General features: G+C 47.0%; 23 protein-coding genes. 5 read left to right on the top strand and 18 right to left on the bottom strand.

The genetic code is table 11. From position 1 onward, the window contains the following. Window positions 1–34 precede the first annotated feature (34 nt). Complete coding sequence (locus tag ACWI_RS00815) at window positions 35–361, bottom strand: hypothetical protein (protein WP_070369530.1); 327 nt, start codon at window positions 359–361, stop codon at window positions 35–37. Between the two features lie 138 nt (window positions 362–499). Here ACWI_RS00815 and ACWI_RS00820 point away from each other — a divergent pair, with 138 nt between their 5' ends. The 4 genes from ACWI_RS00820 (at window position 500) to ACWI_RS00835 (ending at window position 4,724) form a co-directional block, all read left to right on the top strand. After that, window positions 500–1,552: a sensor histidine kinase gene (locus ACWI_RS00820; protein WP_070369531.1), complete on the top strand. Its 1,053-nt coding sequence runs from the start codon at window positions 500–502 to the stop codon at window positions 1,550–1,552. A 285-nt stretch (window positions 1,553–1,837) separates the two neighbouring features. After that, complete coding sequence (locus ACWI_RS00825; protein ID WP_070369532.1) at window positions 1,838–2,755, top strand: efflux RND transporter periplasmic adaptor subunit; 918 nt, start codon at window positions 1,838–1,840, stop codon at window positions 2,753–2,755. Window positions 2,756–2,758: 3 nt separating this feature from the next. Continuing rightward, window positions 2,759–3,487, top strand: a complete 729-nt coding sequence (locus tag ACWI_RS00830) for an ABC transporter ATP-binding protein (RefSeq protein ID WP_070369533.1) — start codon at window positions 2,759–2,761, stop codon at window positions 3,485–3,487. Continuing rightward, window positions 3,474–4,724 carry an ABC transporter permease gene (locus ACWI_RS00835; protein WP_070369534.1) on the top strand — a complete coding sequence of 417 codons (1,251 nt, stop codon included), beginning with the start codon at window positions 3,474–3,476 and terminating at the stop codon, window positions 4,722–4,724. The genes ACWI_RS00830 and ACWI_RS00835 overlap by 14 nt, the downstream gene beginning before the upstream one ends. A gap of 117 nt (window positions 4,725–4,841) precedes the next feature. On the opposite strand, the gene ACWI_RS00840 is transcribed toward ACWI_RS00835, so the two are convergent. The 4 genes from ACWI_RS00840 to ACWI_RS00855 all read right to left on the bottom strand — a co-directional run bounded on the left by ACWI_RS00840 (window position 4,842) and on the right by ACWI_RS00855 (window position 9,654). Further along, on the bottom strand, window positions 4,842–5,504 hold the full coding sequence (locus ACWI_RS00840) for a hypothetical protein (protein WP_070369535.1): 663 nt from the start codon (window positions 5,502–5,504) through the stop codon (window positions 4,842–4,844). Continuing rightward, window positions 5,489–7,459 (bottom strand): tetratricopeptide repeat protein, encoded by a 1,971-nt coding sequence (locus tag ACWI_RS00845; RefSeq protein WP_070369536.1) that lies wholly within the window; start codon window positions 7,457–7,459, stop codon window positions 5,489–5,491. Before ACWI_RS00845 ends, ACWI_RS00840 begins: the two co-directional genes overlap by 16 nt. A 99-nt stretch (window positions 7,460–7,558) precedes the next feature. Then, on the bottom strand, window positions 7,559–8,095 hold the full coding sequence (locus ACWI_RS00850; RefSeq protein WP_070369537.1) for a DUF1697 domain-containing protein: 537 nt from the start codon (window positions 8,093–8,095) through the stop codon (window positions 7,559–7,561). A 215-nt stretch (window positions 8,096–8,310) separates the two neighbouring features. After that, window positions 8,311–9,654 carry a helix-turn-helix domain-containing protein gene (locus ACWI_RS00855; RefSeq protein WP_070369538.1) on the bottom strand — a complete coding sequence of 448 codons (1,344 nt, stop codon included), beginning with the start codon at window positions 9,652–9,654 and terminating at the stop codon, window positions 8,311–8,313. A 189-nt stretch (window positions 9,655–9,843) separates the two neighbouring features. Between ACWI_RS00855 and ACWI_RS00860 the strand changes: the two genes are divergently transcribed. Continuing rightward, window positions 9,844–11,760 carry an oxidoreductase gene (locus ACWI_RS00860; protein WP_070369539.1) on the top strand — a complete coding sequence of 639 codons (1,917 nt, stop codon included), beginning with the start codon at window positions 9,844–9,846 and terminating at the stop codon, window positions 11,758–11,760. A 13-nt stretch (window positions 11,761–11,773) separates the two neighbouring features. On the opposite strand, the gene ACWI_RS00865 is transcribed toward ACWI_RS00860, so the two are convergent. The 13 genes from ACWI_RS00865 to hemC all read right to left on the bottom strand — a co-directional run bounded on the left by ACWI_RS00865 (window position 11,774) and on the right by hemC (window position 26,009). Further along, a complete protein-coding gene (locus ACWI_RS00865; protein ID WP_070369540.1) occupies window positions 11,774–12,466 on the bottom strand; it encodes a DNA alkylation repair protein in 693 nt (230 codons plus the stop codon). Window positions 12,467–12,554: 88 nt separating this feature from the next. Then, window positions 12,555–13,109: a bifunctional adenosylcobinamide kinase/adenosylcobinamide-phosphate guanylyltransferase gene (cobU, locus tag ACWI_RS00870; RefSeq protein ID WP_070369541.1), complete on the bottom strand. Its 555-nt coding sequence runs from the start codon at window positions 13,107–13,109 to the stop codon at window positions 12,555–12,557. Continuing rightward, the gene (locus tag ACWI_RS00875) at window positions 13,109–14,155 is read right to left on the bottom strand and encodes a pyridoxal phosphate-dependent aminotransferase (RefSeq protein WP_070369542.1); all 1,047 of its coding nucleotides are present in this window, start codon (window positions 14,153–14,155) and stop codon (window positions 13,109–13,111) included. The genes cobU and ACWI_RS00875 overlap by 1 nt, the downstream gene beginning before the upstream one ends. A gap of 45 nt (window positions 14,156–14,200) precedes the next feature. Further along, on the bottom strand, window positions 14,201–15,214 hold the full coding sequence (gene cbiB / locus ACWI_RS00880) for an adenosylcobinamide-phosphate synthase CbiB (RefSeq protein WP_324251093.1): 1,014 nt from the start codon (window positions 15,212–15,214) through the stop codon (window positions 14,201–14,203). Next, entirely contained in the window at window positions 15,211–16,713 is a 1,503-nt protein-coding gene (locus tag ACWI_RS00885) for a cobyric acid synthase (RefSeq protein WP_070369543.1), read from the bottom strand. Before ACWI_RS00885 ends, cbiB begins: the two co-directional genes overlap by 4 nt. Window positions 16,714–16,808: 95 nt before the next feature. Continuing rightward, on the bottom strand, window positions 16,809–17,573 hold the full coding sequence (gene cobK, locus ACWI_RS00890; RefSeq protein ID WP_070369544.1) for a precorrin-6A reductase: 765 nt from the start codon (window positions 17,571–17,573) through the stop codon (window positions 16,809–16,811). Then, window positions 17,570–18,307, bottom strand: coding sequence for a precorrin-3B C(17)-methyltransferase (gene cobJ / locus ACWI_RS00895; protein ID WP_070369545.1), 738 nt, complete (start codon window positions 18,305–18,307; stop codon window positions 17,570–17,572). The genes cobK and cobJ overlap by 4 nt, the downstream gene beginning before the upstream one ends. Before the next feature lie 26 nt (window positions 18,308–18,333). Next, window positions 18,334–19,389, bottom strand: coding sequence for a cobalt-precorrin 5A hydrolase (locus tag ACWI_RS00900; protein WP_070369693.1), 1,056 nt, complete (start codon window positions 19,387–19,389; stop codon window positions 18,334–18,336). Window positions 19,390–19,393: 4 nt separating this feature from the next. Continuing rightward, on the bottom strand, window positions 19,394–20,152 hold the full coding sequence (gene cobM / locus ACWI_RS00905; protein WP_070369546.1) for a precorrin-4 C(11)-methyltransferase: 759 nt from the start codon (window positions 20,150–20,152) through the stop codon (window positions 19,394–19,396). Window positions 20,153–20,182: 30 nt separating this feature from the next. Then, on the bottom strand, window positions 20,183–20,974 hold the full coding sequence (locus tag ACWI_RS00910) for a sirohydrochlorin cobaltochelatase (RefSeq protein ID WP_070369547.1): 792 nt from the start codon (window positions 20,972–20,974) through the stop codon (window positions 20,183–20,185). A 30-nt stretch (window positions 20,975–21,004) separates the two neighbouring features. Beyond that, window positions 21,005–22,303, bottom strand: coding sequence for a glutamate-1-semialdehyde 2,1-aminomutase (gene hemL / locus ACWI_RS00915; protein ID WP_070369548.1), 1,299 nt, complete (start codon window positions 22,301–22,303; stop codon window positions 21,005–21,007). 157 nt (window positions 22,304–22,460) lie between these two features. Next, window positions 22,461–23,426, bottom strand: coding sequence for a porphobilinogen synthase (gene hemB, locus ACWI_RS00920; RefSeq protein ID WP_070369549.1), 966 nt, complete (start codon window positions 23,424–23,426; stop codon window positions 22,461–22,463). 165 nt (window positions 23,427–23,591) lie between these two features. Next, window positions 23,592–26,009, bottom strand: a complete 2,418-nt coding sequence (gene hemC / locus ACWI_RS00925; RefSeq protein ID WP_070369550.1) for a hydroxymethylbilane synthase — start codon at window positions 26,007–26,009, stop codon at window positions 23,592–23,594. Window positions 26,010–26,026: the final 17 nt, after the last annotated feature.

Genomic DNA, 26,026 nt, shown 5'->3' on the forward strand with positions numbered 1-26,026 from the left:
CAGGAGTTAAACCATTTTCTGCTAAACCCCGCAATTACTTCACCAGTTCGATGGTGACGGGATTTACAAACGGTGGCTCGCTCATACCGACCTGATTTTTGATGGTCAGTTTAATCGTCTGACCCTTCTCCGGCACAAAATCAAGGCTGTCAAACCCCTGCATATTAACCCGGGCCTGATTAAAATTCTCATTATCCAACACCGTGACCAGCAATTCTGTGTCACTGACTTCGTCAATGGTAGCAGTAAAGCTGATACTATCCGCCAGTTCATCGTTTGTTGCCTTGGAATTGCTGTTACAGCCAACCAATAGCCCCATTGCCACAATAACTACGATACATAATCCAATTCTTTTCTTCATTTTATCCTCCTATTGAACCCTTCTTTGTTCATCAGCATTCAGCCAACACCTGTAATTAAGTTAAAGCAGTTGTTGATAATAATCCCATTCCAGTTTACAATGATTATATGATCAATACATGCAGAAAGGAATAATAAATTGAAAACTAACAACCCTGACCAAGCCCAGATAAAAAGCAGCCAACCTCAACACGATGAAGAATTGGTTCCCGTTTTGATACGCTATCTGAGTCTGACTTTAATCAGTGCGGCGATCATTAGTGTGTTATTAATTCTGATCCCCCTACCTATTTTAGAGGGCAACCCACTGATCAGCATTTTGTTTATATTTATACCCAATTTATTGGCTTTTATTATCATGTCCCGTCTCATTCGAAAAAAATTAAGCTATCTAAAGACGCTCCAAAAAGGATCTGAACGCGTTGCCACAGCAAACTTTGAATCTTATATCCCGCTACAGGGAAATAATGAGCTCACTGACCTTGCCAATAATATCAATTTGATTCAAGATCTGTATGAGGCTAAATCCAAAGCTGAATCCTTGGCTAAAATGGAAAATCATCATATCATCACCTCTGTTTCCAATAAAATCCACGCTCCCTTGTCTGGTATCATCGGATATCTCGAACGCATTCAGAACCCTGATGAACATGACGTCTCAAAAAAGGAAGCTTATTTAAAGATTGCTCTGAAAAAAGCTTATCAGGTCATCAATTTTATCGACGATCTTTTTGAGCACGCCTTCACTGACAATGGCAAGGGCTACTATCAGTTTAAAGTCTATAACGGAAAACCCCTAATTCATCAATTACTGAGCGCTTCCACCAAGGCTCTAGAAGAAGCGGGCTATGAGGTGATCCAGGAAAACTGTATTGAACGGGATTTTTCTTTATGGGTTGATCTGGAACAGCTGCAACGGATTTTTGACTATCTGACTTCCAATATTATTAAGTACGCCGACCCCGATAAACCCATTGATTTTGGATTGATCCTCAATAAAAACGAACTCTGTCTGATTCTGCGTAATAAAACCATTAATAATCCCGCCGCTGTCGGCAAAAAAATCATTGATGCTGAAGGTTCCAGTCTGGATTCCTGCCGAAAAATCATCACCCGCCATCAGGGCCGGATCGACTATTATCAGCTAAACCAGCTATTTAAGGTCGAACTGATTCTGCCGATTCATCAGTAATCATCCAAAGATTCAAGACTCTCATTCGGAGTCTTTTTTTATTGTCAAAAAGTCTTAAGAATTTGAGTAACTTGCTCTTCATAATTAACCATTATACTTAAAGTCATTGGTAATCATGTGTTTTGCTGTAGCAGCAGTTGAAAACACTAAATAAAATTATAAAAAGTGCTTGACAATCATCACGATTCGTATTATTGTATTAATTACTTAATACAATAATACGAATCGTGATAGCGACGAACTCGTTTTCCAAATCCCAAACCAAGAAACAAAGAAGGAGAAGTTATGAAGAAAAAAGGAATTATTTTATGTGTTGTGCTCGGGGTAGCCCTATTGGTTGGCGGGGGTGCCTATGTTTATGCCAATTCTCAGCCCGCCCCGGCGGTTGCGGTTAAAACCACCCCCCTTTCCAAGGCCACCCTGCAAAACACAATCTCAGCCACAGGCGTGATTGAAAGCTACACCAAGGTCAAAGTTAGTGATACCAGCAATGATAATATCGAAAAAATTTATGTTTCGGTTGGTCAATGGGTGGCTAAAGACGATTGGTTATGTCAGCTCTATAACAAAGCCGATGACAGCTACAGCTATGTGAAAGCCACCACCAGCGGAACCATCACAGCCATGAATGCCGTTAAAGGGAACCCTGCCAATGGTGAACTGTTTACCATTGAGGACACCAATGACCTGAAGGTTCGTGGCAAGGTTAAAGAAGCCGATCTGAATCACATCCATGACAATATGCCAGTACTGGTTAAAGCCGATGCCACCGGCGACAAGATCTTCCCGGGAAACCTGTCTAAAATCGCCCCCACCGCCATTAAAAGCGAAGCTGCTGCGAATGCAGCCGCCACCAAGGCCGAATTTGAAATTGAAGTTGATCTACCGGCTGACGTTACTGGACTAAAAATCGGAATGACCACCCGTCTAAACATTATCAGCGAAGAACGGGCGGATGTTTTCTGTGTGCCCTTTGAGGCGCTGGTGGTGAATGATGCCGGACAGACTTCAGTTTATGTCGCTAAAGAAAACCCTGTCGAACAAGGCTCCTATACCGTCGAAGCGATTCCGGTCACCACCGGGCTGGAAACCGATTCATTAATTGAAATCGCCGGCGATCAGCTCAGTGAAGGACTGGCCATTATTTCCCAACCACAAACCGTATCACCGGGAATGGCTGTTTCTGTGGAAGCCGGGGTCTAAACAATGCGCAAGAAAATTATTGAAATGCGGGGGATTGTCAAGACCTATTATCAGGGAACTCCCAACGAGCTGGAAATTCTCCATGGCATTGATTTGGATGTTTATGAAGGCGAATTCTTATCGATTGTCGGCGCTTCCGGTTCCGGCAAATCCACTCTGATGAATATCCTCGGAGCCCTGGATCGCCCCACTAAAGGACACTATTATCTGGATCATCTACCGATGGAAAATGTCAAGGACGATGGCTTATCGCAAATCCGTAATAAAAAAATTGGCTTTGTCTTTCAGACCTTTAATCTGATCCCCCGTTCCACCGCCTTAAAAAACGTCGCTCTGCCAATGCTATACGGCGGGGTGCCCCGCAGTGAACGGTCGCGGCGGGCGGCGGATTTGCTGCAACTGGTGGAAATGAGTGGTCGTTCCCATCACCGCCCCAATGAATTATCCGGTGGTCAAAAACAACGGGTGGCGATCGCCCGGGCGATGGCCAACGATCCGGCCATTATTCTGGCCGATGAACCGACTGGTGCCCTGGATAGCCATACCGGTCGTCTGGTTATGGACATCTTCCATCGACTCCATCAGGAACAAGGAAAAACCATTATTCTGATCACCCATAATGCCGAACTGGCTGAAGAAACCGAACGAACCATCCGTCTCCGGGATGGTTCGATCGTCGATAACCGTAAAAATAATCAATATCAATTGGGGGGCTACTATGAATCTGTTTGAAAATATTCGACTGGCCCTGGAGGGCTTGCGGGCCAACAAGATGCGGGCACTGCTTACCATGCTGGGGATTATCATCGGGATTGCTTCGGTTATGGCCATCTCCACACTGGGTTCAGCCATGACCGGATCGGTCACCAAAACCATGGATAAGATCGGCGGCAAGAATATTATGGTTTCACTGTCGCCTAAAAATTACGATACCCAATCCACCTTGCAGGAAGACGATCTGATTACCCAGGAAGAACTGGATGCATTTCGAAACACCTATGCCGATCAGATCAAGGCCATCAGCTTTTCGACCGGGATGGGCTCGGGGAGACTCAACAGCGGCTTCATCCATAAAGATGTCAGCATCACCGGCGCCAGCCCGGACTATGGTCTGGTTAACAATGTCAATCTGGTTCAGGGTCGTTTTATCAGCAACCGGGACATGGATGGGAACCGCAACGTCATCATCATTGATACGACGCTACGAAATAACCTGGTTGGTGTAGATGGCGACGTGATCGGTAAAGAAGTCCAGGTCGACACCAAGTCCACTAACGAAACCTATACGGTCATTGGCGTCTACGAAAAAATGGTGATTGACAATCCCTTGTTTTACATGGGTGACGATACCCGGGTCGAGTGCTTTATTCCCATCACGACCGCCAAATCACTGAATCCCGATACAGCCAACACGGTTGGTTATGAAAGCTTCACCATCATGGCCACTTCCAACACCGACTCCGCCGCCTTTGCTCAGACCACCAAAGATTATTTTATTAAGGGAATGAGTCCATTATCCGACTACACCATTGAGGCCCAAAGCCTGGAAGCCATTGCCAGTGAAGCCACCGGTATGCTCGGCACCTTATCCCTGGGTATCTCAGTAATTGCCGGTATCTCGCTACTGGTTGGCGGCATCGGGGTGATGAACATCATGCTGGTATCCGTCACCGAGCGAACCAAGGAAATCGGTATCCGCAAAGCTTTAGGAGCCCGTAATTCGGCGATCCGCAGTCAGTTTATCATCGAAGCGATGATTATCTGTCTAATCGGTGGAATCATTGGCGTTGGCCTCGGCTCCGTTTTGGGGATAACAGGCAGTACCCTGATGAAATTCCCATCAACACCACCCATTGGCCCAATGATCATTGCCCTTTGCTTCTCGATGGCCATTGGCGTCTTCTTTGGTTTTTATCCGGCCAATAAGGCCGCCAAACTGGATCCGATTGATGCGCTACGATATGAGTAGTTCCTCTGCTTTATCTGAATTGCGGATTTTTGCAAAATTGATCTGATAATTTTAAAAGCTTCACCCAAAGCTTCAATTCGAGCTATGGGTGAAGCTTTTATTTTTTGATCATTCGTTTTATGATCCTGACAGTATTTTTTTTAACCTAAGCCTCTCAAGCGCATTAATGATCTCATCCATCTCTTGATAATAAGCGGGAATCCTATGCCTTTTGATCATTTTTATTAACGCTTTTCCGTCTTCAGGGCTGTATTCTTCCCAGCCTTCATTGAGCGTTTCGCTTTCAATGATTCCTTCAATCACGATGCTTCCGTTTGGTCGCCGCTTAATAGTCTTCACCTGCCAGATAAAAACGGTGTCGGCGAAAAGGTATTCCGCCTTGCCGTCTGCGGCAAAGCTTGTCTCCTTGGCTGTCTCCACCTGCCAGTGGGACATGCGTGTCCTCAAGAGGTAATGAACGACCACGTCTTTTTCAAGCCGCACATAGCTACGCAAACGCATCTTTTTTGTATGCCAATAAATATACAACGACACACCCTTCACAAACACCAGGTTGATGAAGCACAGGAACGCAAATCCGACATCCCAGTAATATTTTGCCTCCGGGTTAACCCCAGTCTGCCAGATTCCGATCAGTATACCATCCACAGCAAACGACAGAAACAAAACCAGCAGCAGCCACGGAAGCCTTATGCGTCGATAGGCAACTGCGTCAAATTGGTATGTGTCCATGCTACTATCTTTTATCTGGTTGCATTTGACATCTAGTGTGGTCTCCATTTAATGGCCTCCGGTAAACCGGCTTTGGCGGCTTTGTTTATCCAGCGTCGGCCTTCTTCCTGATTTGGCGGTGTGCCGATGCCATAAAAAAGCAGTCGACCGGCACCAAACATCCCCCATTTGTCACCCAGCTCCGCTGACTTGCGATACCAGGCAAACGCCTGTTCTTCATCCTTTTCCACGCCATACCCGTTTTCATAGGCGTCGCCGATATTATACATGGCGCTGGCCTGTCCTTGGGCCGCCGCCTGGGTAAATAGATTAAATGCTGTTTTATAGTTTTGCCTGACACCACGCCCCTGGTGGTAGTAAAAGCCCAGTTTAAGCTGGGCATCACGGTGACCCTGCTCCGCTGCTTTTTCAAACCAGCAAGCCGCCTTTTTAAAATCAGGCGGTGTGACATCATATCCATAAATATAACCCAGCATGTACTGGCTATGGCTCGAGCCCTTTTGAGCGGCCTTGTGATAAAATTGCTGGGCTTTCTGCAGGTTTTTTTTAGTACCGTAGCCCCAATAATGGCAGTAAGCTGCCCATTCCCAGCCGAGGCTGTTATCCGCCTGCGCTGCCTGGTTAAAATATGAAAAAGCCTTTTGTCGATCCGGTGGGTTCGTACCGACGCCGTGTAAATGCATGGTTCCCAGTCGCACGAACGCATCCGTCTGTCCAAAATTTGCCGCTTTTTCAAAACAACTAACCGCTATCTCATAATTAAATAAGGTCTCATCATAGCCGTAAATCATCCCCATCATGTAATAGCTGTTATAAAGTCCATACTTGGCCGCTTTTTCATACCACCTCAAGGCTTCACACCTGTTTTTCAACACGCCTTTGCCTTCATACAAGCAGTACCCCACCAATTCCCAACCGCGGGGAACATCTTTCTTGGCGGCCTGGGTAAAATAGTTGAAAGCTTTTTCCTGATCCGGCATCATTTCTCCCGCACCGTCAAAGTACAAATTCCCGAGTTCAACCAGTGCCTGATCATCCCCTGCAGCCACCGCCAGCTCCAGGCTTTTTATTGCAAAATCTATCTCTGGTTTTTCAGACTTGTACAATGCTATGCCCAAACCAGTCATTAATTTTGCATCGACCATTTTGGCCGCCAGCAATAAATAATGAAGTGCTTTATTTGCATCTTTGGGCGTGTGTTTTCCTTTGATCAAGCATTCAGCCAGTGCGATCTGGGCGCTACCGATGCCCTTGTCGGCAAGCTCTGTGAGAATTGACAGGCCTTTTTTACTGTCCTGCGGTGTGCCATCATTATCCAGATATCGTCGTGCGACACCAATAAGCGGGGCGTGTTCACCATACTCGAGCGCTTTTTTCGCCCAGACTTCGTTGCGCTCAATACCATATTCACTTTTCTGCGCAAGCTCAAAGACAGCTGCCCGAAATCCTTTTTTTGCGGCCTTTTCCATCCAGCCGATGGCTTTTGCATGATCGATCGCCCCAACAAGACCGGCACCATGTAGCCATCCCAGCAGATACTCTGCATAGCCTTCCTGCACCGCCATCCAGCGCTCATCTTCATCGAAGCATTCTATTACATGAGGAAAGTCCGCAGACAGCGACTCAGCGTTTTCATCAGTAACTTCTTTATGAACCGCCAATGTGAGCAACCGGTAGGCCTCAGCATAATCCGTTAGCCCATTGTCTTTATCAATATGCAAGCAAGCGGCAGCAATTTGGGCGGGTGCGTAGCCATGGTCCGCCGCACGAAGATACCAAAAAAGCGCCTTTTCGTTGTCCCTGTCAACACCAAGCGCATTTTGATAAAGAATTCCAAACAGATATTCCGCCTGTGGGTTTATGCTTCTAACGGCAACCTCAAGCGCCTGTTTCGCATCCTCGTATTGGCACTCTGAGAGATAGTCTTTTGCGAGCTCCAGATACGCTTCGCTTTCAATTGTGAGCTCGATTGGGCCTGAAGGTAGATGATTCCAGTTTTTCATTGCTTCGTTCCTTTGGTATTCTGATGGGATAAAATTATTTCTTTGTAATCGACTAGATTCATACTAATCAAAAAATTTAACGAGCGGCCTTAATCCCATCTAAAGATTTCTCATCATTTCATAGAGCTTTCGGGCAGTGTTTACATTTCGTACCGTCATTTTTTTATAAAGATCGGTGCCGACAATTTTGGTCAAGCTGCTACGGGTGACATTTTTTCTTGCGACCGACCAGATAATTGCACCGGTGACTTGTAAGGCTGTATCAATACCGGGTTTGACAGTCAATTTTTCCATCACTGCAGTTTCGTCCAAGCCACTTTCCAAAAACAACACATCGCATTTCATGGAATCATCATTTTTCCAGTCAGCTGGCAAGATTTTCATTAAGCACTCAAAATCATTCAGACTGCGAATTAATACCGGAATATCCAGATCATACTCCCGATAAATCTCCTGACGCAATTTCTTTTCCAACACATCTTTGGTCTGGTGATCGACAAAAACTACATTGCCGGAATTAATATACGTCACCACCGATTCCAGACCTAAGCGAAGAAAGGTCTCTTTTAACTGTTTCATTCCGATTTTATTTTTTCCGCCCACGTTGATACCTCGTAATAAGGCAACATACACCATAATAATAGCATCTCCTTTTTATTGAGTCGCTTCGAATGGCTTTATTGTATCACTAAAGAGAAACAAATGATAGAAAAAAACGCCCAACAAACAGTCAGACGTTTAAAATCGCTATTCAAAAAAACACTTACACTCAAACTCTTAACCCCGTAAACAACCTGTGAAACTTTATTTATAAGACAGTGCCTAATAAATATAAAGTGTTCACATCTAGCTTAAACCTTCAGTAAAATATCATCACCCAAATAAGTCAGCAGTTTGAACGACATCATCAATGAAAATTTAATTTCACTATCTGCCAGTGACACTGCCATAATTTCCTCGATTTTTTTGATACGATATTTCATCGAATTGCGATGAATTTGAAAATACTGGGCGGTCTTGGTCACATTACCGTCGTTCTGCAGATGGATGATCAGATTATGGCAGTAATTTGTTTGGTACTTTTGATCGTAGTCCATTAAATCAGTTAATGCGCCACTGCAAAAGTCCTTTAAGCGGTTTTGATCCCCCGCCATTTCAAGCAAATAATAAAAGGCATACGCATCATAATAAAAAAGCTTCTGCTTGGGGTTGATTGAGACCCCCAATTCCAATGCTTTTATGGATTGATTGTAATGGTCTTTAAGCCCTGCCAACTCCGAAAAACAAGCGCTGACACCGGCATTCATCTGATTGCTGGTTAAGAATTCAGTCAGTTTACTTTTGGCAGTAGCCGAAAGGGCTTCTTTTCTGTCACATAGTAACAATACCGTAATTTTATTCTGATACAAAATAGATTTTTCAGTCCCCAGGATACGATTGATTATGCTTCTGATATAACTCAGCGACATTCTTTTTGCTGTGTTTAACTCCGGACTGACTGTGACCAGACAACAATATTTTTTTGCCTTTAAGCCTAGTTTGTTTCCCTGTTTTTTAATTGTTTCTGCTTTGGTGATTTTTTCTTCAAGCATACCAACCAGAAAATGCTCAAACTCGCCAGCCAACTGACCACTCCGAATCGGCTCTTTTTGCAGCTCATTGGCTACGATTCGGGACAGCCATTGCAGGAGCTCAAAATCCATTTGCGTAAAGACTTTGTTGGACTCCACCACAGCAACATGGCCGATATTGTCTCCATTGATTGCAATTTTTGTAGCCATCCAGCGGGTCGGAGCATAATCAAAATGTTCAATACAGGGGCTTTCGCTGCTATAGAGCCTTTCAAATACACCGCTATCATTAAGTTTTTTGATCCGTTCATAGGCTGCAAATTCTTCTTCCGATTTGGCGGCCGGCCAGGACGGATCACCAACTACCGCATTTTTATTAAACGCCAGCACATTGTAGCCCATATCGCTGACAAACATCGGATTTCCCAGCACCTGATAGCCGATATCAATGATCTGCTGCAGACCCCCGCATGATAATAAGGCCTCGGTCAATTTCGCTTTTTTGGCTTCGAAACGCCGTTTTTGTAAACAGTAGCCTCTAAGCTTATAATTTTCTTCCGGATCATCCCCAAAACTTTTCTCCCGAATTCGGTATGTATTTTTGCTGTCTTTACTATTTTTCATCTTTAACCTGCTTTAAACCGCATATTTTAGCTCATATTATACGCATTTAATGATAAAAATGCAAATTCATTCATTGTCATTTTGCAATAAATATACTTGATTTATTTTTCTTTATTGACATTGTTTTAACTGATATTCCTGATAAAATTAATTTAAGTAAACGATTTACAAAAAGAAAGCAGGTTTAAAATGAATTCCAAATACGCAAAGATCTTCACCCCGATTAAAATTGGTAATATGATGGTAAAAAATCGGATCGAAACCGCTCCGGCGGCGCCGCGGTTGGCTTCCCCGGAAGGACTGGTGACCCCGGAGCTGATCGAGTGGACCCGGGCTCTGGCCAAGGGTGGCGCCGGAATTGTCACTGTCGGAATCTCCATGGTCACCCCGCCCTTTGGACACATGAACGGTTTTTGTGTGAACATCGGCGATGACAACGTGGTCCCCGGTTTAGCGGTTCTGGCCGACACGGTTCATCGTTATGGCGCCAAAGCCTCCATTGAACTGGCAGGCTTTGCCATGGGACATGACATGCCTGAGGAAGGCAAATCACCCATTGACATGATGTCCCAGGAAGAAATAAATAACTGGATTAACCTGTTTGCCAATGCCGCCGAGCGGGCCATGAAAGCCGGTATGGACATGGTGCTGATCCACGGCGGCCATGGCATTCTCGTCAGTAATTTTTTCTCACCCCTCTTTAATCACCGCACCGATCAATATGGTGGCAGTATCGAAAACCGGGCCCGCTTTGCCTGTGAACTCTTCGATGCCATTCGCCGCAAGGTCGGCCATAAGCTGGCCATTGAATTTCGCCTGAGTGCCGCTGAACTGGTTCCCGGTGGTGTCGAACTGGACGAAACCATTGAATTCATTAAACTTATCCAGGACAAAATCGATCTGATTCATGTCTCCGCCGGGATGCTACTGGATGACGAAATGGTGCCGATCACCACCCAACCGACCTATCTAAAACGTGGTTATAATGCCCATTACGCCGCCAGTATTAAAAAAACCCCAGGCATTCATGTTCCAGTCACCACCGTTGGTTCCATTGATCTGGATCTGGCAGCCGATATCATTGAAAACAACGAAGCCGATATGTGTGCGATGATCCGCACCGTTATTGCCGATCCCGATAGTGTCGATAAAGCCCGTACCGGGAATGAAGCAGAAATCCGTCCCTGTATCCGCTGTGTGCTGTGCCTGAATCGTACTCATGGTATGGAACCGCTGCGGGTAGCCTGTGCCGTTAACCCCCAGGCGGGCCGGGAATGTGAGTTAAAAGATATCAATAAACTGGCGGATCACAAGAAAAAGGTGGTCATCATCGGGGGAGGGCCGGCCGGGATGGAAGCCGCCAGAACAGCCGGAGACCGGGGTCATGAGGTGGTTCTTTTTGAAAAAAACGACTGTCTCGGGGGGACGCTGCGATTAGCGGTTGCTCCGGATTTCAAGGCTGATCTTAAAAGCTATCTGGCCTGGGCAATCCGCATGACCAGCCGTCATTCCAATGTTTCGCTGCGATTATCCACCACGGCGACCCCTGAAAACATTCTGGCCGAGTCTCCGGATGCCCTGATTATTGCTGTCGGTGCCGAAACCAATATTCCCGCCATTCCCGGTTTGGACGGAAGCGATGTGGTTTGGGTCGGTGATGTTGAATCCGGAGCGGTTTCTGTCGGGCAAAATGTCGTCATTGCCGGTGGTGGCTTAACCGGATGTGAAACCGCTTTGGATCTGGCCCGAAAAGGAAAAAATGTCACGATTGTCGAAATGGTCAGTGAAAAGAAAATGCTTGAACCTTCACCAATTCCGATGACGGCTTTGCTGCAGCTGCTTAAAAAAGAAAATGTGACCATCCTGGCAGATCACAAACTGATTAAGGCCGGGGATCATACCGTTCTGATTGAAGAGAGTGCCGGTCAAAAAGAAATACCTTTTGACACCCTGATTCTTTCCCTGGGGGTCAAACCAAATCTGCCGGAAGTATCCAAATTTGCCAATCTGATTGATACGGTTATCTGTATCGGTGATTGCACCACCAGCCAGGGAACCCTTTATACCGCCACCACCGCCGGTTATAACGCCGGATTGGATATCTGATTACTGATTATCATTATTTCTTTTTTCGTTTCATAAAGCGTATCCGCACCTTCATCTCCGGACTAACCTGCCGCGATTCTATGATTTTCTGTAAGGCCTTATTATAGGTAAAGTCATCCAGATCGTTGGCCTTCAGATAAATCATCGTCATTTCCGGAAAAACTGTAAAACAGCTGGTTATGGCCCAGGCCACGGCCATTTTGACGTAGTAGTTGTCGCAGTCAATGGCATTGAAATTTCGAAACATCGGCTCCAGATATCGGTCTTCCACAAAATAAGTAATAAACATCACCACCCCAAAACGGATCTCATAAACTTCTTTTGACTGGAGGTAGGGTTGTAAAAACAGCCATACCTCCTCTTTATGTTTTTTTGTGAACTTCAGACCCGTACAGAAACTGTCACAAATTGACCAGTTGTCAATCTTGGGGATGAAGGATTTGATTAGTGCCAGCTGTTCATCCAGTTCCACGTCAAGATAACCAATTACCATTCCCTGGAGCAGAGTTTCTTCAAAGCTGTCATCCCGGGCGGTTTCCAGATAAGCCCGCCAGTCGGCTTTGGCAATCCGTTTGGCGATCTTCCGAAGCGCTGGCAGGCGTACCCCTAAGATCGTATCCGTTCCCGGTGTCAAACGACTGGAAAATTTTTGATACTTTTCTTCGGATAAAGCCACTAACTCATCTCGTAATTCTTTTTGATTCATGATCTGCTCTCCCTGTTATTTCAGACAAAACAAAAGCCCTTTGCGCTGGCAATCGTGATTGCCAGCGCAAATAGGCTCCTGCTGTCATTTATTTTAATTTCATTGGTAAGCCCGCTACCAGTAAATAGGCTTCGTCGGCTCGACCGGCCACCAGCTGATTCATCCGTCCGGCAATGTCCCGGAAATAACTGCCCAGTTTGTAAGCTGGCACCAGGCCCAGACCGACCTCATTGGAAACCACAATCAGGGTTTTATCCTGACAAACATCCAGCAGCTTTTCGACTTCCAGCTTGATCGCCGCTTCAATTTCGCCGACCGTCTCCATTGAACACGTATCATAATCGACCGGAAAATCGAGCATATTATTAGTCGTCATCACGGTCAGGCAATCAAAAAGGACGACCCTGGCTTGCTTAAAAATGGGATTCTCGGCAATTGTCTGAAAATCCTTATATTGTTCAATCGTGCCCCAATGATTCGGCCGCTGCGCCTGATGTTTGGCAATCCGGTCTTTCATGCCATCATCAAAGGCAATCGCCGTGGCAATATAAGCCACGGGCTGGCCTGATTCCCGGGCTAAATTTTCGGCATAGGTACTCTTGCCGCTGCGGGCCCCGCCGGTGACAAATATTAACTGTCCCATTACTCATTCCTCCAGTTTTTAAGAAAAGTCAACAGCTTGGTATTCTCTGCTTCTTTTTTGATCGCAATCCGAAAATAGGAGTCGTCAAGACCCATAAAATCTTCACAGGTACGCAGCGACATGCCTTCTTTTTCCAGGGCAATCTGCAGCTCTGCCACCGTGCCCTGTAACAGTCGGCAGAGATGAAAATCAGTCCCGCTTTGATAAACCTTGATGGTGTTAATCTGGCTCAAGGCTTCAAAAACCCGGTGGCGTTCCTTCTGAATATAGGTTTTGGTTTTGGCCGCATAGTCTTTTTCGTCATATACCCCGATCGCTGCAATCAAACCCAGGGCATTGATGGTCCAGGGCTCTTTGAAGCTTTCCATCTTCTTAATCATCGACGGTGTTCCGACCCCATGACCAATGCGGAGCCCTGGCAGCGCATAAAACTTTGTCAACGATTTGAGAATAAAGACTGACTGCTTTGCTTCTTTAACCAATGCCAGACTGCTGCTTTGCTCAGAAAAATCCAGAAAGGACTCATCCAGAAACCAGCTGATTTCTGGCGTTGAATGCTCTAACATTGCTCTGATAAAGTCACTGCTATAAACCCGACCAGTGGGATTATTGGGATTGCAGATAAAGACTGCCTGGGGCTCTTCTTTTTTAATCACTGACACTAATACTTCCGGGTCAATGGTAAACTGGTCTTTCTCTGATAAAACATGATGAGTGACCTCCCAACCGTAAAGCTTCAAGGCCCGTTCATATTCATTAAAGGTAGGCTGCACAATCAGTGCCTTTCCTGGCCCGATGCTGCGGGCAAAAAGATAGATCAGCTCGATGGCGCCATTGCCAAGAATAATGTTTTCAGGCAGTACCGCCAGATCAGCGGCAATCTTTTTTATCGCCGATACCCCAGTGATCTCCGGATATTTTACCAGCTCATCAATGCCAGCAATCAGTTTTTCCCGGATGCCCTGGGGTATTCCCAGAGGATTGATGTTGACACTGAAATCCAGCATTTTTTTATTCTCACCCTGATATCCGCCGTGTTTATTCATCGTGACGCTCCCATAATTTTAGTTTCGCTGCTTTTACCAATTGTCTTATAAAGAAAAGATAATCACCGCCATCAAGGTGGCAAAAACCATCAGGACAACCTCACTGCCGTACATGATCGTGATGGTTTCCCGGATATCGAGAATTTCCAGTGGGCTTTTGGGGTCACCGATAGTCGGCTTTTCCAGCACCTGTCCAAAATACTGATTGGTGCCGCCCAACTGAATACCTAAAAGTCCAGCCACCACCGATTCGGGGTGGGCCGAGTTGGGACTCTTGTGGTTGTGACGATCCCGTTTAAAAATACGACAGCCATCATTGAAAGTATAGCCCAAAAACATTCCGGCAACCAGCATAAAGATGCTGCCGATGCGGGCTGGAATCCAATTGATGAGATCGTCAAATTTTGCCGAAGCATAGCCAAAGTCCTTATAGGGTTCCTGGATGTAGCCGACCATTGAGTCCAGGGTGTTGGTTGCCTTATAAAGCATGACCAGCATCACGGGATTAAGCCAGGGCACCGGTATTAAGGCACCCAGCAGCAGATAGAAAATTGGTGCCAGAACCCCATCAATGGTATTTTCGGCGGTGGTTTCCACCGTCGCCCGGATGATTTCTTTTTCTTTGAGTTCCGAGGTATCCCGTCCCACCAGATAGCCAACCTGAACCCGGGAGACTTCAATATCGCCGCCCATTAAGGCGGTCATCACTTTTTGTACTTCAACTGCCAGGGTTTTAGCGGCCAGGGCGGTGACAATCAGATAGAGGTTAAAGAGGATGTAAAGATAAATGTTGATGCTGTACAAAAGCCACTGCAGCCCAAAAACGATTGCCCCGGTTAGGCCCAGCACTAAAAATAACAGCAAAAAGCCTTTGGCCTTGCGATGCTTGCCGTGATTCAGTTTTTTATTTAAAAAGCCGATGGTTTTACCGATGGCAATGATCGGATGGGGCAGCCAGGGAGGATCCCCGATCAGCCAATCCAACACCACGCCGATGAGGATCAGTAAAAACCAAAAGCCTCCCCCTAAACCCAGGGGAAGTCCTTCGATCAGATTCACTTTTCTATTTCTCCAATGATTTCCATTATTTTATTCATATCCAGATTCGCTTCCACTGTCTGGGCCAGCAAATCATACTGTTCTTCTTTAAAAGCCTTAAAATCAAAGGCCGCTGGGCCAGCTTCCAAATTCTTTTTGATCCGTAGCGCTTCAATGATTTTTTCCCGTAGGCCATCATTGTCAAAGATACCATGAAGATAGGTTCCCATGACTGTGCCATCTTCGGCAATCACGCCATCGATGGTGCCGTCATCAAGAATGGCAAACGGTTTGGCATGATCCAGCGCTTCGCTGATGCCCATGTGAATTTCGTAACCTTCCACTTCCATGTCAGCCAGCTCCATTCCCATGAAGTTCCCCTGAACCTTGCCAGCTGTCCTAACGGTCCGCTTTTCTGCTTCGATGGTGGTGACAATGTTTAACAGCCCCAAGCCTTCAATACTGCCCTTGGTTGATTCGACCTGGAAGGGATCGCGAATTTCTTTGCCCAGCAACTGATAGCCGCCGCAGATGCCCACAATCGGGACGCCGCAGTCATGAAGCCGATGGATTTCATCACCCATCTTGCTGTTAATCACGTGACAGGTGTCATCAATGGTATTCTTGCTGCCGGGAATAACCAGCAGATCCGGGTTGGCCAACTGTAACTCCCGCTGATTGCGATAGTATTCCACCTTGACATCGGGGTGCATTTCAAAGGCGGTGCAGTCGGTAAAGTTCGACAGATGGGGCAGATATACCACGCCAATCGTGATCAGACCTTCAGACTGATTATCAAAGCGTTCACTGACACTGTCTTCATCATCAATAACAAAGCGTTTGTAAGGAATGACGCCCAGGCAGGGCACATTGACCAGATCTTCGATCATTTTGATACCGGGTTTTAATAGTTCCACATCGCCCCGGAATTTATTGATGATAAAGCCTTTTATCCGGGCTCGCTCTTCCGGTTGCAGTAACATAATTGTACCATAAATCGAGGCAAACACGCCACCCTTGTCGATATCGCCAATCAGCACAACCGGCGCATCCACCAGCTCGGCCAGTCCCATGTTGACAATATCATTGTCCCGCAGGTTGATTTCAGCCGGACTGCCAGCCCCTTCGATGACAATGACATCTTTGTCTGCAGCCAGGGTGTCATAAGCCGAAACCACAATCTCCACCAGTTTGGGTTTATGGGCGTGATAATCCATGGCATCCATATTAAATTCGGCTTTTCCCATCAAAATGACCTGACAGCCAACATCGGAATTTGGCTTAAGCAGCACCGGGTTCATCTCGACCTGGGGTTCGATCCGGGCACACTCGGCCTGAACCACCTGAGCCCGGCCCATTTCTTTGCCGTCTTTGGTGATAAACGAATTAAGGGCCATATTCTGGGATTTATAGGGCGCCACCTGATAGCCGTGGTTATCGAGTATCCGGCACATAGCCGCAGTGATCAGACTTTTTCCAACTGACGACCCGGTGCCCATAAACATAATATTTTTTGCCATGATTTCTCCTTTTTCTCTATAAGCACAGTGTGCGGGCGATCACGGATCGCCCCTACGTTAAATTTCTAATACGATATCTATCTAAACCTGATTTCTTAATGATTCTTCAATGCGCAAACGACGGCGTCTTCAACGGACGTGATCACCCGGGGATAGGCGACGGCGGGTCGGCGGATAAATAAAATTTTTGCGTCAACCTGTCGGGCGGCAGCAACCTTTTCGGGGATGCCGCCAACGTCACCGCTGTCTTTGGTAACAACAAAGCCGATGTTATATTCTTTCATGGTAGCGACATTCATCTCCACCGAAAAAGGGCCCTGAAGCGCCAGGATATGCCGGGGCTTGTAACCCAGGTTTTCGCATTTTTTTAAGACTCCAGCCGTGGGCAGGACCCGGATATAGGTGCGATCTTTCGGCAGGCCTTCAAAGGCTTCCAGTTGTCGGCTGCCGGTGGTCAAAAGAATATTGCGGTCACTTTTTCCCATCGCGCCAATCAGATAATCCCGGGCATCTTCGTAGGTATGATAAGCGATAATATCGCTTCCCTCGTCAATATGTGATGATCTTTCCAGCCGGATATAATCGATATTCATAGCATCACAAGCCCAGATTGCATTTTCAGAAATTTCCCGGGCATAGGGGTGGGTAGCATCGATACAGAGATTGATATTATAAATGGTGATGGTTTCCCGCAGGGTTCCAGCATCCAATTGTCCTGAGATCTTTGTTAAGAGGGGATTTTCTGCGATCTGATCGGTGGCGATATTGGTCAGCGATGAATAGCAGACTTCTTTTCCCTCTTCAAGCAGAAGTTCAGTTAATATTCGGCTGTCAAGGGTTCCTCCCAATACCAGAATCAAAGCTGATAACCTCTCGGGGTAATCATTTTTAATTGATCCCGGGTTACATAGGTTTTGGAATTACCGATGATCACCATCGAAAACATATCAATCTCTGCTTCATTCATTTTTTTGAGGGTGGTGATCACATACGACTCATCTTTACGCTTGGCATTACGTACAATCCCCACTGGGGTTTCCGGCGCTTTATATTTCAGCAGAATTTCCTGAGCAGCTTCAATATTGTGGGGACGGCCCTTGCTTTTGGGGTTGTAGAGGGTAATAATAAAGTCCCCTTCACCGGCACAGTGCAGCCGTTTTTCAATGACCGCCCAATCCGTCAGCAGATCACTGAGACTGATCACGGCATAATCATGCATCAGCGGAGCGCCCAGGGTTGAAGCAGCGGCATTGGCAGCCGAAATACCAGGAATGATCTCAACTTCAACGTCACTGTTTTTTGCTTCCACAATTTCCAGCATGATCCCAGCCATTCCGAAAACACCGGCATCGCCGCTACTGACCAGACAGATTTTTTTGCCCTGTTCAGCCAACTCCAGGGCTTTTTCGCAGCGATCAATTTCCCGGCGCATCCCTGACGACATAACTTCCTTGTCGCCAATTAAATCGGCAATAATATCGATATAGGTTTTGTAGCCAACAATAATATCGGCATCTTCCAGGCTGGCTTTGGCCGCCTCGGTCATATGTTCATACAGACCGGGACCAATCCCGGTAACATAAATTTTGCTCATTTTTTCTCCTTTTATATACAAGGTTTTCAATTTTCATCCCGCCAGACCGACAGGGTAATACCGCCCAGTTTCTGTTTTTCCAGCAGACATTTTCCGAAGCCGGAGGCGACAAAGCCGCAGGGTTCGGAAACGGCGTAAAGACCGGTGGTTTTAAAAACAAAATCGGACGCTTCAAAACGACTTTGGACCATTTGCACCATTTCATTGGGGATGATCACCTTTTTTGCGGCAAAGAAGCTACAGGCTTCGATAATTCCCGGTTCATCTGCTTTCAGACCGATGGTAGCCAGGGACTTGATCCCTTTCTCGCTGAGATTCAAAGCGGCCAGTGTCTCTGTGATGGCCTGAATGATCCGCTCGCCCGGGGTATCCCGGCGACAACCGACCCCCAGTACCAGTTTTTTTGGCACCAGCTTGACGCTTGGTATTGGCAGATCAATTTTTTGGGTATCCAGCGTCGTAATGATCGCCCCGGCATATTGATTGATTGTAGTTAAATCCACGACTGTTTTAATGTTCTGGGGCAGCACCACCGCATCCAGATCACAGTTTTCCGAATTAACCAAAGCGATCGGATCGCCATTTAAAATCAGCGCCGTGACATCCTTGGCATCAGTAAAATTATCGATGGTGCAATGAATTTTTTGAGCCAGTACATCCACCGCCATGGTACCTTTAACATCAGTGCCGGTAGTAATCACCGCCTGGGCCGACAGCCGTTTGGCGACCAGCCGGGCAGCGTCATTGGCACCACCCAGATGGCCGGACAACAGACTAATGACAAACTCGCCATTGGTATCCATCACCAGAATCCCCGGATCGGAGGATTTATGTGCCAGATGGGGGGCAATCGCCCGAACCACAATGCCGGTTGCCATAATGCAACAGATGATCTGGTATTCCCCAATGATACTGCCCATAAAGGTAGTAATATCGGTGGTGATAATTTTTGTGGTTTCGTTGGCGTATTTTTCTTTGGTGTAGATCTGACATTCCCGGTCATCCAAATGTTTTGCCAACCGGTTCGCCAAAACCATGCCATCCTTTGACAGGGTGACAATGGCCCATTTTTCAGTTTTCACGGTTTTATTCAACCCCTTGACGGTATTCGTGGGTAAAGCTGGGATCATACAACTTGGATAAACTGTACTGATCGCCGAGGAAATCCCCCACTAAGATTTGGGCGGTCTTGGTAATATTTTCGTCCTTTACTTTCTGGGCAATGGTTTCCAGGGTTCCCATGACAATTTTCTGATCTTCCCAGGTTGCCCGTTGGATAATCGCAATCGGGGTGGTTGGGGCATAATGTTTCATCAATCGTGCCACCACATCGTCAATCATCTGAACCGACAGGAAGATACACATCGACGCCTGATGGGAGGCCAGATCTTCCAGCTTTTCTTTTTCCGGCACCGGAGTTCGACCTTCCAAACGGGTTAAAATAACGGTTTGGGATACATCCGGCAGGGTAAATTCTTTTTTAAGGGCGGCTGCTGAGGCCACAAAGGAGCTGACCCCGGGAATTACATCAAAGGGAATGCCCAGCTCGTCCAAGCGGTCCATCTGTTCCCGGATGGCACCATAAATAGAAGGATCACCGGTATGAACCCGGGCAATTTTCTTTCCTTCTTCCGTGCCCCGTTTAATCACGGCAATCACATCATCCAGGGTCATTGAGGCAGAATTAAAAATTTCGGCATCTGGCTTATGTCCGGCAATAATGGCTTTGTTGACCAAAGAACCGGCATAAATTATAATATCTGCTTCGTTGACAATTCGTTGACCCTTAACGGTAATCAGTTCCGGATCTCCTGGGCCTGCACCCACCATATACACTGTATTCATAAAATATTTCTCCTAAACTCTATAATGTCCCTACATTTCTGTAACGGGTTGTGCTTTCTTTAAATGATCTAAAAACATGTTCTGAATGCCGGTATATTCACCCAGGCCTTCCAGGATACATTCGACTTTAAACCGCTGTTCTTCAAGAACGGTTCGCCAGGAATCTTCTTCATCACTGGCCATGTCATTAATCGCATGATCACCGGCTACCAGCATAAAGTGTGCCAGATAAATCTTTTTATATTTCTTTTCCAGAAGTAACGGCACAATGTTTTCCAGTTCCGGGAAACCTTCGACCGTCCCCACATAAACATCCTCATGGCCCTTCATTTTAAACATATAATCCAGGCAGGGATAGGTGGAATTGGCGTGGTGATCGCTACCATGGCCCATATAAACCAGGGCTTCGCCTTTTTTGAGCTTGGGCATCTGTTTCATCACGATGTCCACCGTTTCTTCGTAATCTTCAACCGTGGTTAACAGCGGTCGGCCCAGGGTCAGGGATGCAAAGTCTTTTTCAAAGGCCTTCAGTTCTTTTAGGGTAATGTCATACTCATAACCGTTGATGATATGGGTGGTCTGACACTGCACGTGGGTATAACCAGCTGTTTTCAGCTTTTTAAGGGCTTCTTGCGGGGTATCCACGGATTCGTTGTCCCGGCTCTTCAGTTTGTTGATGATCATACGAGAAGTAAAGGCTCGATAAAAATCATGGTCCGGGAATGCTTCTTTTAAGCGGTTCTCGGTAGCTGTGATGGTTTTTTTTCGGGTCTCAGGGTAAGATGTACCAAAACTGATGACCAGTAACGCTTTTTTTTCCATTAAGTGGTTCTCCTATTTATGTTATTATTTCTATTTTGATTCAGATAAAGACAGTAATGCCTGGTAGTGATCTTCGATGGTTTTCTCAATGTCCGCTTTGGTGTGGGCGGCGGAGAGGAAAATACCTTCGAATTGGGCTGGCGGCATCAGGTTGCCAGCGTCCAGCATGGCTTTAAAATATTTGGTGTAGGCTTTGGTGTCCGAGGTCATCACGGCAGCATAGCCATCAATGGGGACATCGGTAAAGAAGCAGCAGGTCATCCCTTTGAAACGGACCATCTGGGCTTTGACACCGGTTTTTTCAATGTTGGCCTTAAAACCGGCTTCTAACAGCTTGGCGTTTTCTTCCATTTCGGTGTAAACCTCGGGATGATCCCGGAGGTAGGTCAGGGTGTTGAGTCCCATTTTCATGGCGATGGGATTTCCGGATAGGGTTCCCGCCTGATAAACACCGCCTAAGGGGGCTACGGTAGCCATAATATCCCGACGTCCACCGTAGGCACCAACCGGCATGCCACCACCAATGATCTTACCGAGCGTGGTCATATCCGGTTTAATATCCAGGACTTCCTGGGCGCCACCGTAAGCCAGACGGAATCCGGTAATGACTTCATCAAAAATCAATACTGTTCCTTCGGCTTCGGTAATGACCCGCAGCTCTTTCATAAAATCCAGATCGGGTGGAACAACGCCCATGTTACCGGCCACTGGTTCGACGATGATGGCGGCAATTTCGCCGGGGTTTTCGACAAAGAGGGCTTTGACGCTGGCAATGTCGTTATAGGTTGCTACTAAGGTATCTTTAGCTGTGCCCGGGGTCACCCCGGAGCTGGTCGGAACGCCAAAGGTCAAGGTACCGGAGCCAGATTTAACCAGCAGGCCATCGGCATGGCCATGGTAGCAGCCTTCAAATTTAATGATCTTATCCCGGCCGGTATAACCTCTGGCGACCCGCAGCGCACTCATCGTCGCTTCGGTGCCGGAGCTGACCATTCGCACCATTTCCATCGAGGGATAGGCTTCGGTGATCAGCTTGGCCACCTCAACCTCAATGGCAGTTGGGGCGCCAAAGCTGGTGCCTTTTTGCAGCATTTCCTGAATCCCGTCAAAGTAAACCGGTGAGGCGTGACCTAAAATCAGGGGCCCCCAGGAACAGATATAATCGGTATACTCGTTGCCATCGACATCATAAATTTTAGCACCCTGACCATGGTCAATAAAAACCGGTGGCATCTCCACTGATTTAAAGGCCCGCACCGGACTGTTGACGCCGCCGGGGATATATTTTTCGGCTTCGATAAATAATTGTTCTGATTTTTCTCGATTCATAATCTCTCCAATAATAATTATTTCACTATCGTGTAAAACTCAGGTGTTCGCTCCCAACCGTACCGACCAATGACCAAGGGGTCACAACATGATGTAACAATTGTCGGTACTGCGTTTGTCTTAAACAATCGATTCATGACTTATAAATGATTTGCTGTTATTGATAATCCTTCAGCATCGCCTGCAGTTCTTTGGCAAAATAGGTGATGATGATGTCGGCGCCAGCCCGTTTGATGCTGATCAGGCTTTCAAAAATCGCCCGGCGATCCATCAGATTGGCATCGACAGCATTTTTGATCATGGCATATTCGCCGCTGACCTGATAGGCGGCCATCGGTAAATAAGAAAGTTCCTTGCCCTGAGCGATGATATCAAGATACGGCATGGCCGGTTTAACCATCACAATGTCAGCTCCTTCATCGATATCCAGAACCATTTCTTTTAAGGCTTCCCGGGAATTGGCCGGGTCCATCTGATAGCTGCGGCGGTCGCCAAAGGCTGGGGCCGAGTTGGCGGCATCCCGGAAGGGGCCATAAAAACTGGAAGCAAACTTGGCCGAATAAGCCATGATCGGAATCGATTCATAACCGGCTCGGTCAAGGGTTTCTCGCATATGATCGATGCGGCCGTCCATCATGTCCGAAGGGGCGACCATATCAGCTCCGGCTTCAGCGTGGCTGAGCGCCGTTTTGCTTAAGGTTTCCAGGGTCTGAGCCCGGCGGATCTCACCGTTTTCTTCAAAGAAACAACAATGGCCGTCGCTCTTGTATTCACACAAACAGACATCGGTGATCACATACATTTCCGGATCAACCTTTTTAATCACTCGAATGGCTTCCTGAACCAGACCATCGGCCACAAAGGCAGGGGTAGCTTCACCGTCTTTTTCGTCAGGGACTCCAAACAAAATGACATAACGAATGCCCAGTTCTTTTAGCGCCAGGGTTTCCGCCCCGAGCATATCCAAAGACAGGTGGTACTGGTCTTTCATCGAGCCGATTTCTTTGCGCACTCCCTGTCCATCGACTATAAACAGCGGATAAACCACATCATTCATGGACAGCTGGGTTTCCCGGATTAAATTCCGAACCGCCGTATTTTTTCGTAATCGTGTTGGCAACATATTGCTGACCTCCTAATTTACTTCTAGTTATTTGCATGCACCGTACCGACCAATTGTTAATCTGTTGTTCGCCGCGGAATCGGACAGGCTCTGCCATGTCCGCTCCGATGCGTACAACATGATGTAACCAATTGTCGGTACTACTTCAGCTCTTTTACTCAAGTTTTATTTCTGTGAATCCTTCAAAATCGCATCCAGCATGCCCTGAATGGTATAGGTTTCGGCTTCGATATCGACAGTGATACCCAGCTCAACACATTTCTTTGAGGTCTGGGGCCCAATCGATACGCATTTTGCGGTGTTAATGGCATCAATATGGGCGGCGCCGATTTTTTCGACAAAAAACTCGACGGTGGTGGAACTGGTAAAGGTAATATAATCAATTTCTTTGTTATTTAACATTGCCAGCGGATCAACAGTGGCATGATCTTCGCGGATGGTTTCGTAGCTTTGAACCTCGTCGACTGGACAGATTTTTGACAATTCTTCGACCACATAGATCCGGGCATTTTTAGATCGGGGGATCAGCACCCGGCTGTCTTTAGTGAGCAGCGGCACCAGACCGCTGACCAGTTCTTCGCCGACATATTTATCCGGCACAAAATCGGCTTGCAGGCCCCGGGCTAAGAGGGCATTTTTGGTACCTTCGCCAATGGCGGTAATATGCAGGTTGCCAAAGGCTCGGGCATCTTTGCCACAGCGGGCCAACGAATCGAAGAAGACTTCCACGCCATTGATGCTGGTAAAAATAATATGGCTGTAGTCCTTAAGGCACTTCACCTTTTCGTCACAGGCGGCTTCGTTAATGGGGACAATTTTGATGGTTGGGAATTCAATGGCATTGCCACCCAACTCCGTGATCTTTTCAACCATTTGAGAACTCTGTTCCCGGGACCGGGTGACGATAATGTTTTTGCCAAACAATGGTTTTTCATCAAAGAAGCGCAGTTTTTGCCTTTTATTCACGACTTCGCCGACCACAATCAGGCTCGGCGCCGTGATTTTTGCTTCCGCGGCAATATCATAGATGGTGGTCAGGTTTCCGGTTACGACCCGCTGATAGGGGGTGGAGGCCCGATGGACCACAGCCACTGGCATTTCCGGATTCATGCCGTTTTTAACCAGTTCGTCACAGATCTTTTCCAGATTTTTAACGCCCATTAAAAAGACGATCGTGCCTTTGAGTTTGCCCAGCACCGGCCAGTCCAGATCTGATGAACCGTCGTAGGCGTTCGATTTTAAATGTCCGGTAATAACATGGAACGATGATACACAGTCCCGATGTGTAATCGGAATCCCGGCATAAGCCAGTCCGCCGATAACCGAGGTAATCCCGGGGATCACTTCAAAGGGTACCCCAGCGTCATAGAGGTCTTCCCCTTCTTCGCCACCCCGGCCAAAGACATAGGGGTCGCCGCCTTTTAAGCGCAGGACCAATTTACCTTCCTGGCCTTTTTGGACTAACAGGGCATTGATATCTTCCTGACGCATGGCATGGTTTCCCGCCCGTTTGCCGACATAGATAATTTCAGCATCAGCTCGGGCATCGTTTAAAAAGCTTTCATTAACCAGAGCATCATATACCACCACATCGGCTTTGGTCAAAATATCCTTGGCTTTAACGGTCAGTAGGCCGGGATCGCCGCAACCGCCTCCAGCCAGATAGACCTTTCCCGGTTTTTCATGCACTGCCTGATAACATGCTTTAGCTAATTGTTTTCCCAAATTTTCTGCCTCCTCAGGTGCACCTTTTATGGATCGGGTCACTACCCGACTCCCATCTTCCAGACCATACAGTCCGTATACTGTAATTTCTTCAGCTTCTATTTCACAAAATGCGCCAACGGGAATATGACAACTCCCGTTTAAGGCATTTAAAAAACTCCGTTCGGCGCTCATTTGAACAATCGTATTTTGATCGCTGATGACTGCCATCAGTTCGTTAACCGTCTGATTGTCTTCCCGGACTTCCACCGCCAGAATACCCTGGGCCGGTGCCGGAATAAAGGTGGTTTCCGGTAGTGCGACGGTGTAGTAGGCTGAGTCTTCCAAGCGGCCAATCCGTTTTAACCCGGCTGCCGCCAGAATGATGCCATCCAATTGCTGCTCCTGCATTTTGCGGATTCGGGTATCGATGTTACCACGAATACCCACAATTTCCACATCCGGCCGCAGTTTCTGCAGCTGAGCAATTCGCCGTTTGCTGCCGGTGGCCACCACAGCACCCTTGGGCAACTCATCCAGGGCAGTAATCCGATGGGGTGTCAGCAGGACATCCCGGGGATCCTCCCGAACCGGTGGCACCGTTAAGATCAGGCCTTCCGGCAGCTTTGACGGCATATCCTTCATACTGTGGATGGCCATATCGATCTCACCGGATAGTAGCGCATCTTCTAACTCCTTGGTAAACAAGCCCTTGTCGCCAATTTTATCAAGCGGTTTATCCTGAACCAGATCACCTTTAGTTTTAATAATCACCATTTCAAAGTTTACCTGCGGATGGGCTTTCGCCAGTACATCAATCAGCCACTGGCTTTGGGTGCGGGCCAGCGTGCTGCCCCGTGTTCCAACTTTTATATTCATTTATCCTATCTCCAATT

Origin of the sequence: Acetobacterium wieringae, assembly GCF_001766835.1 — a bacterium.
GTDB lineage: Bacteria > Bacillota > Clostridia > Eubacteriales > Eubacteriaceae > Acetobacterium > Acetobacterium wieringae.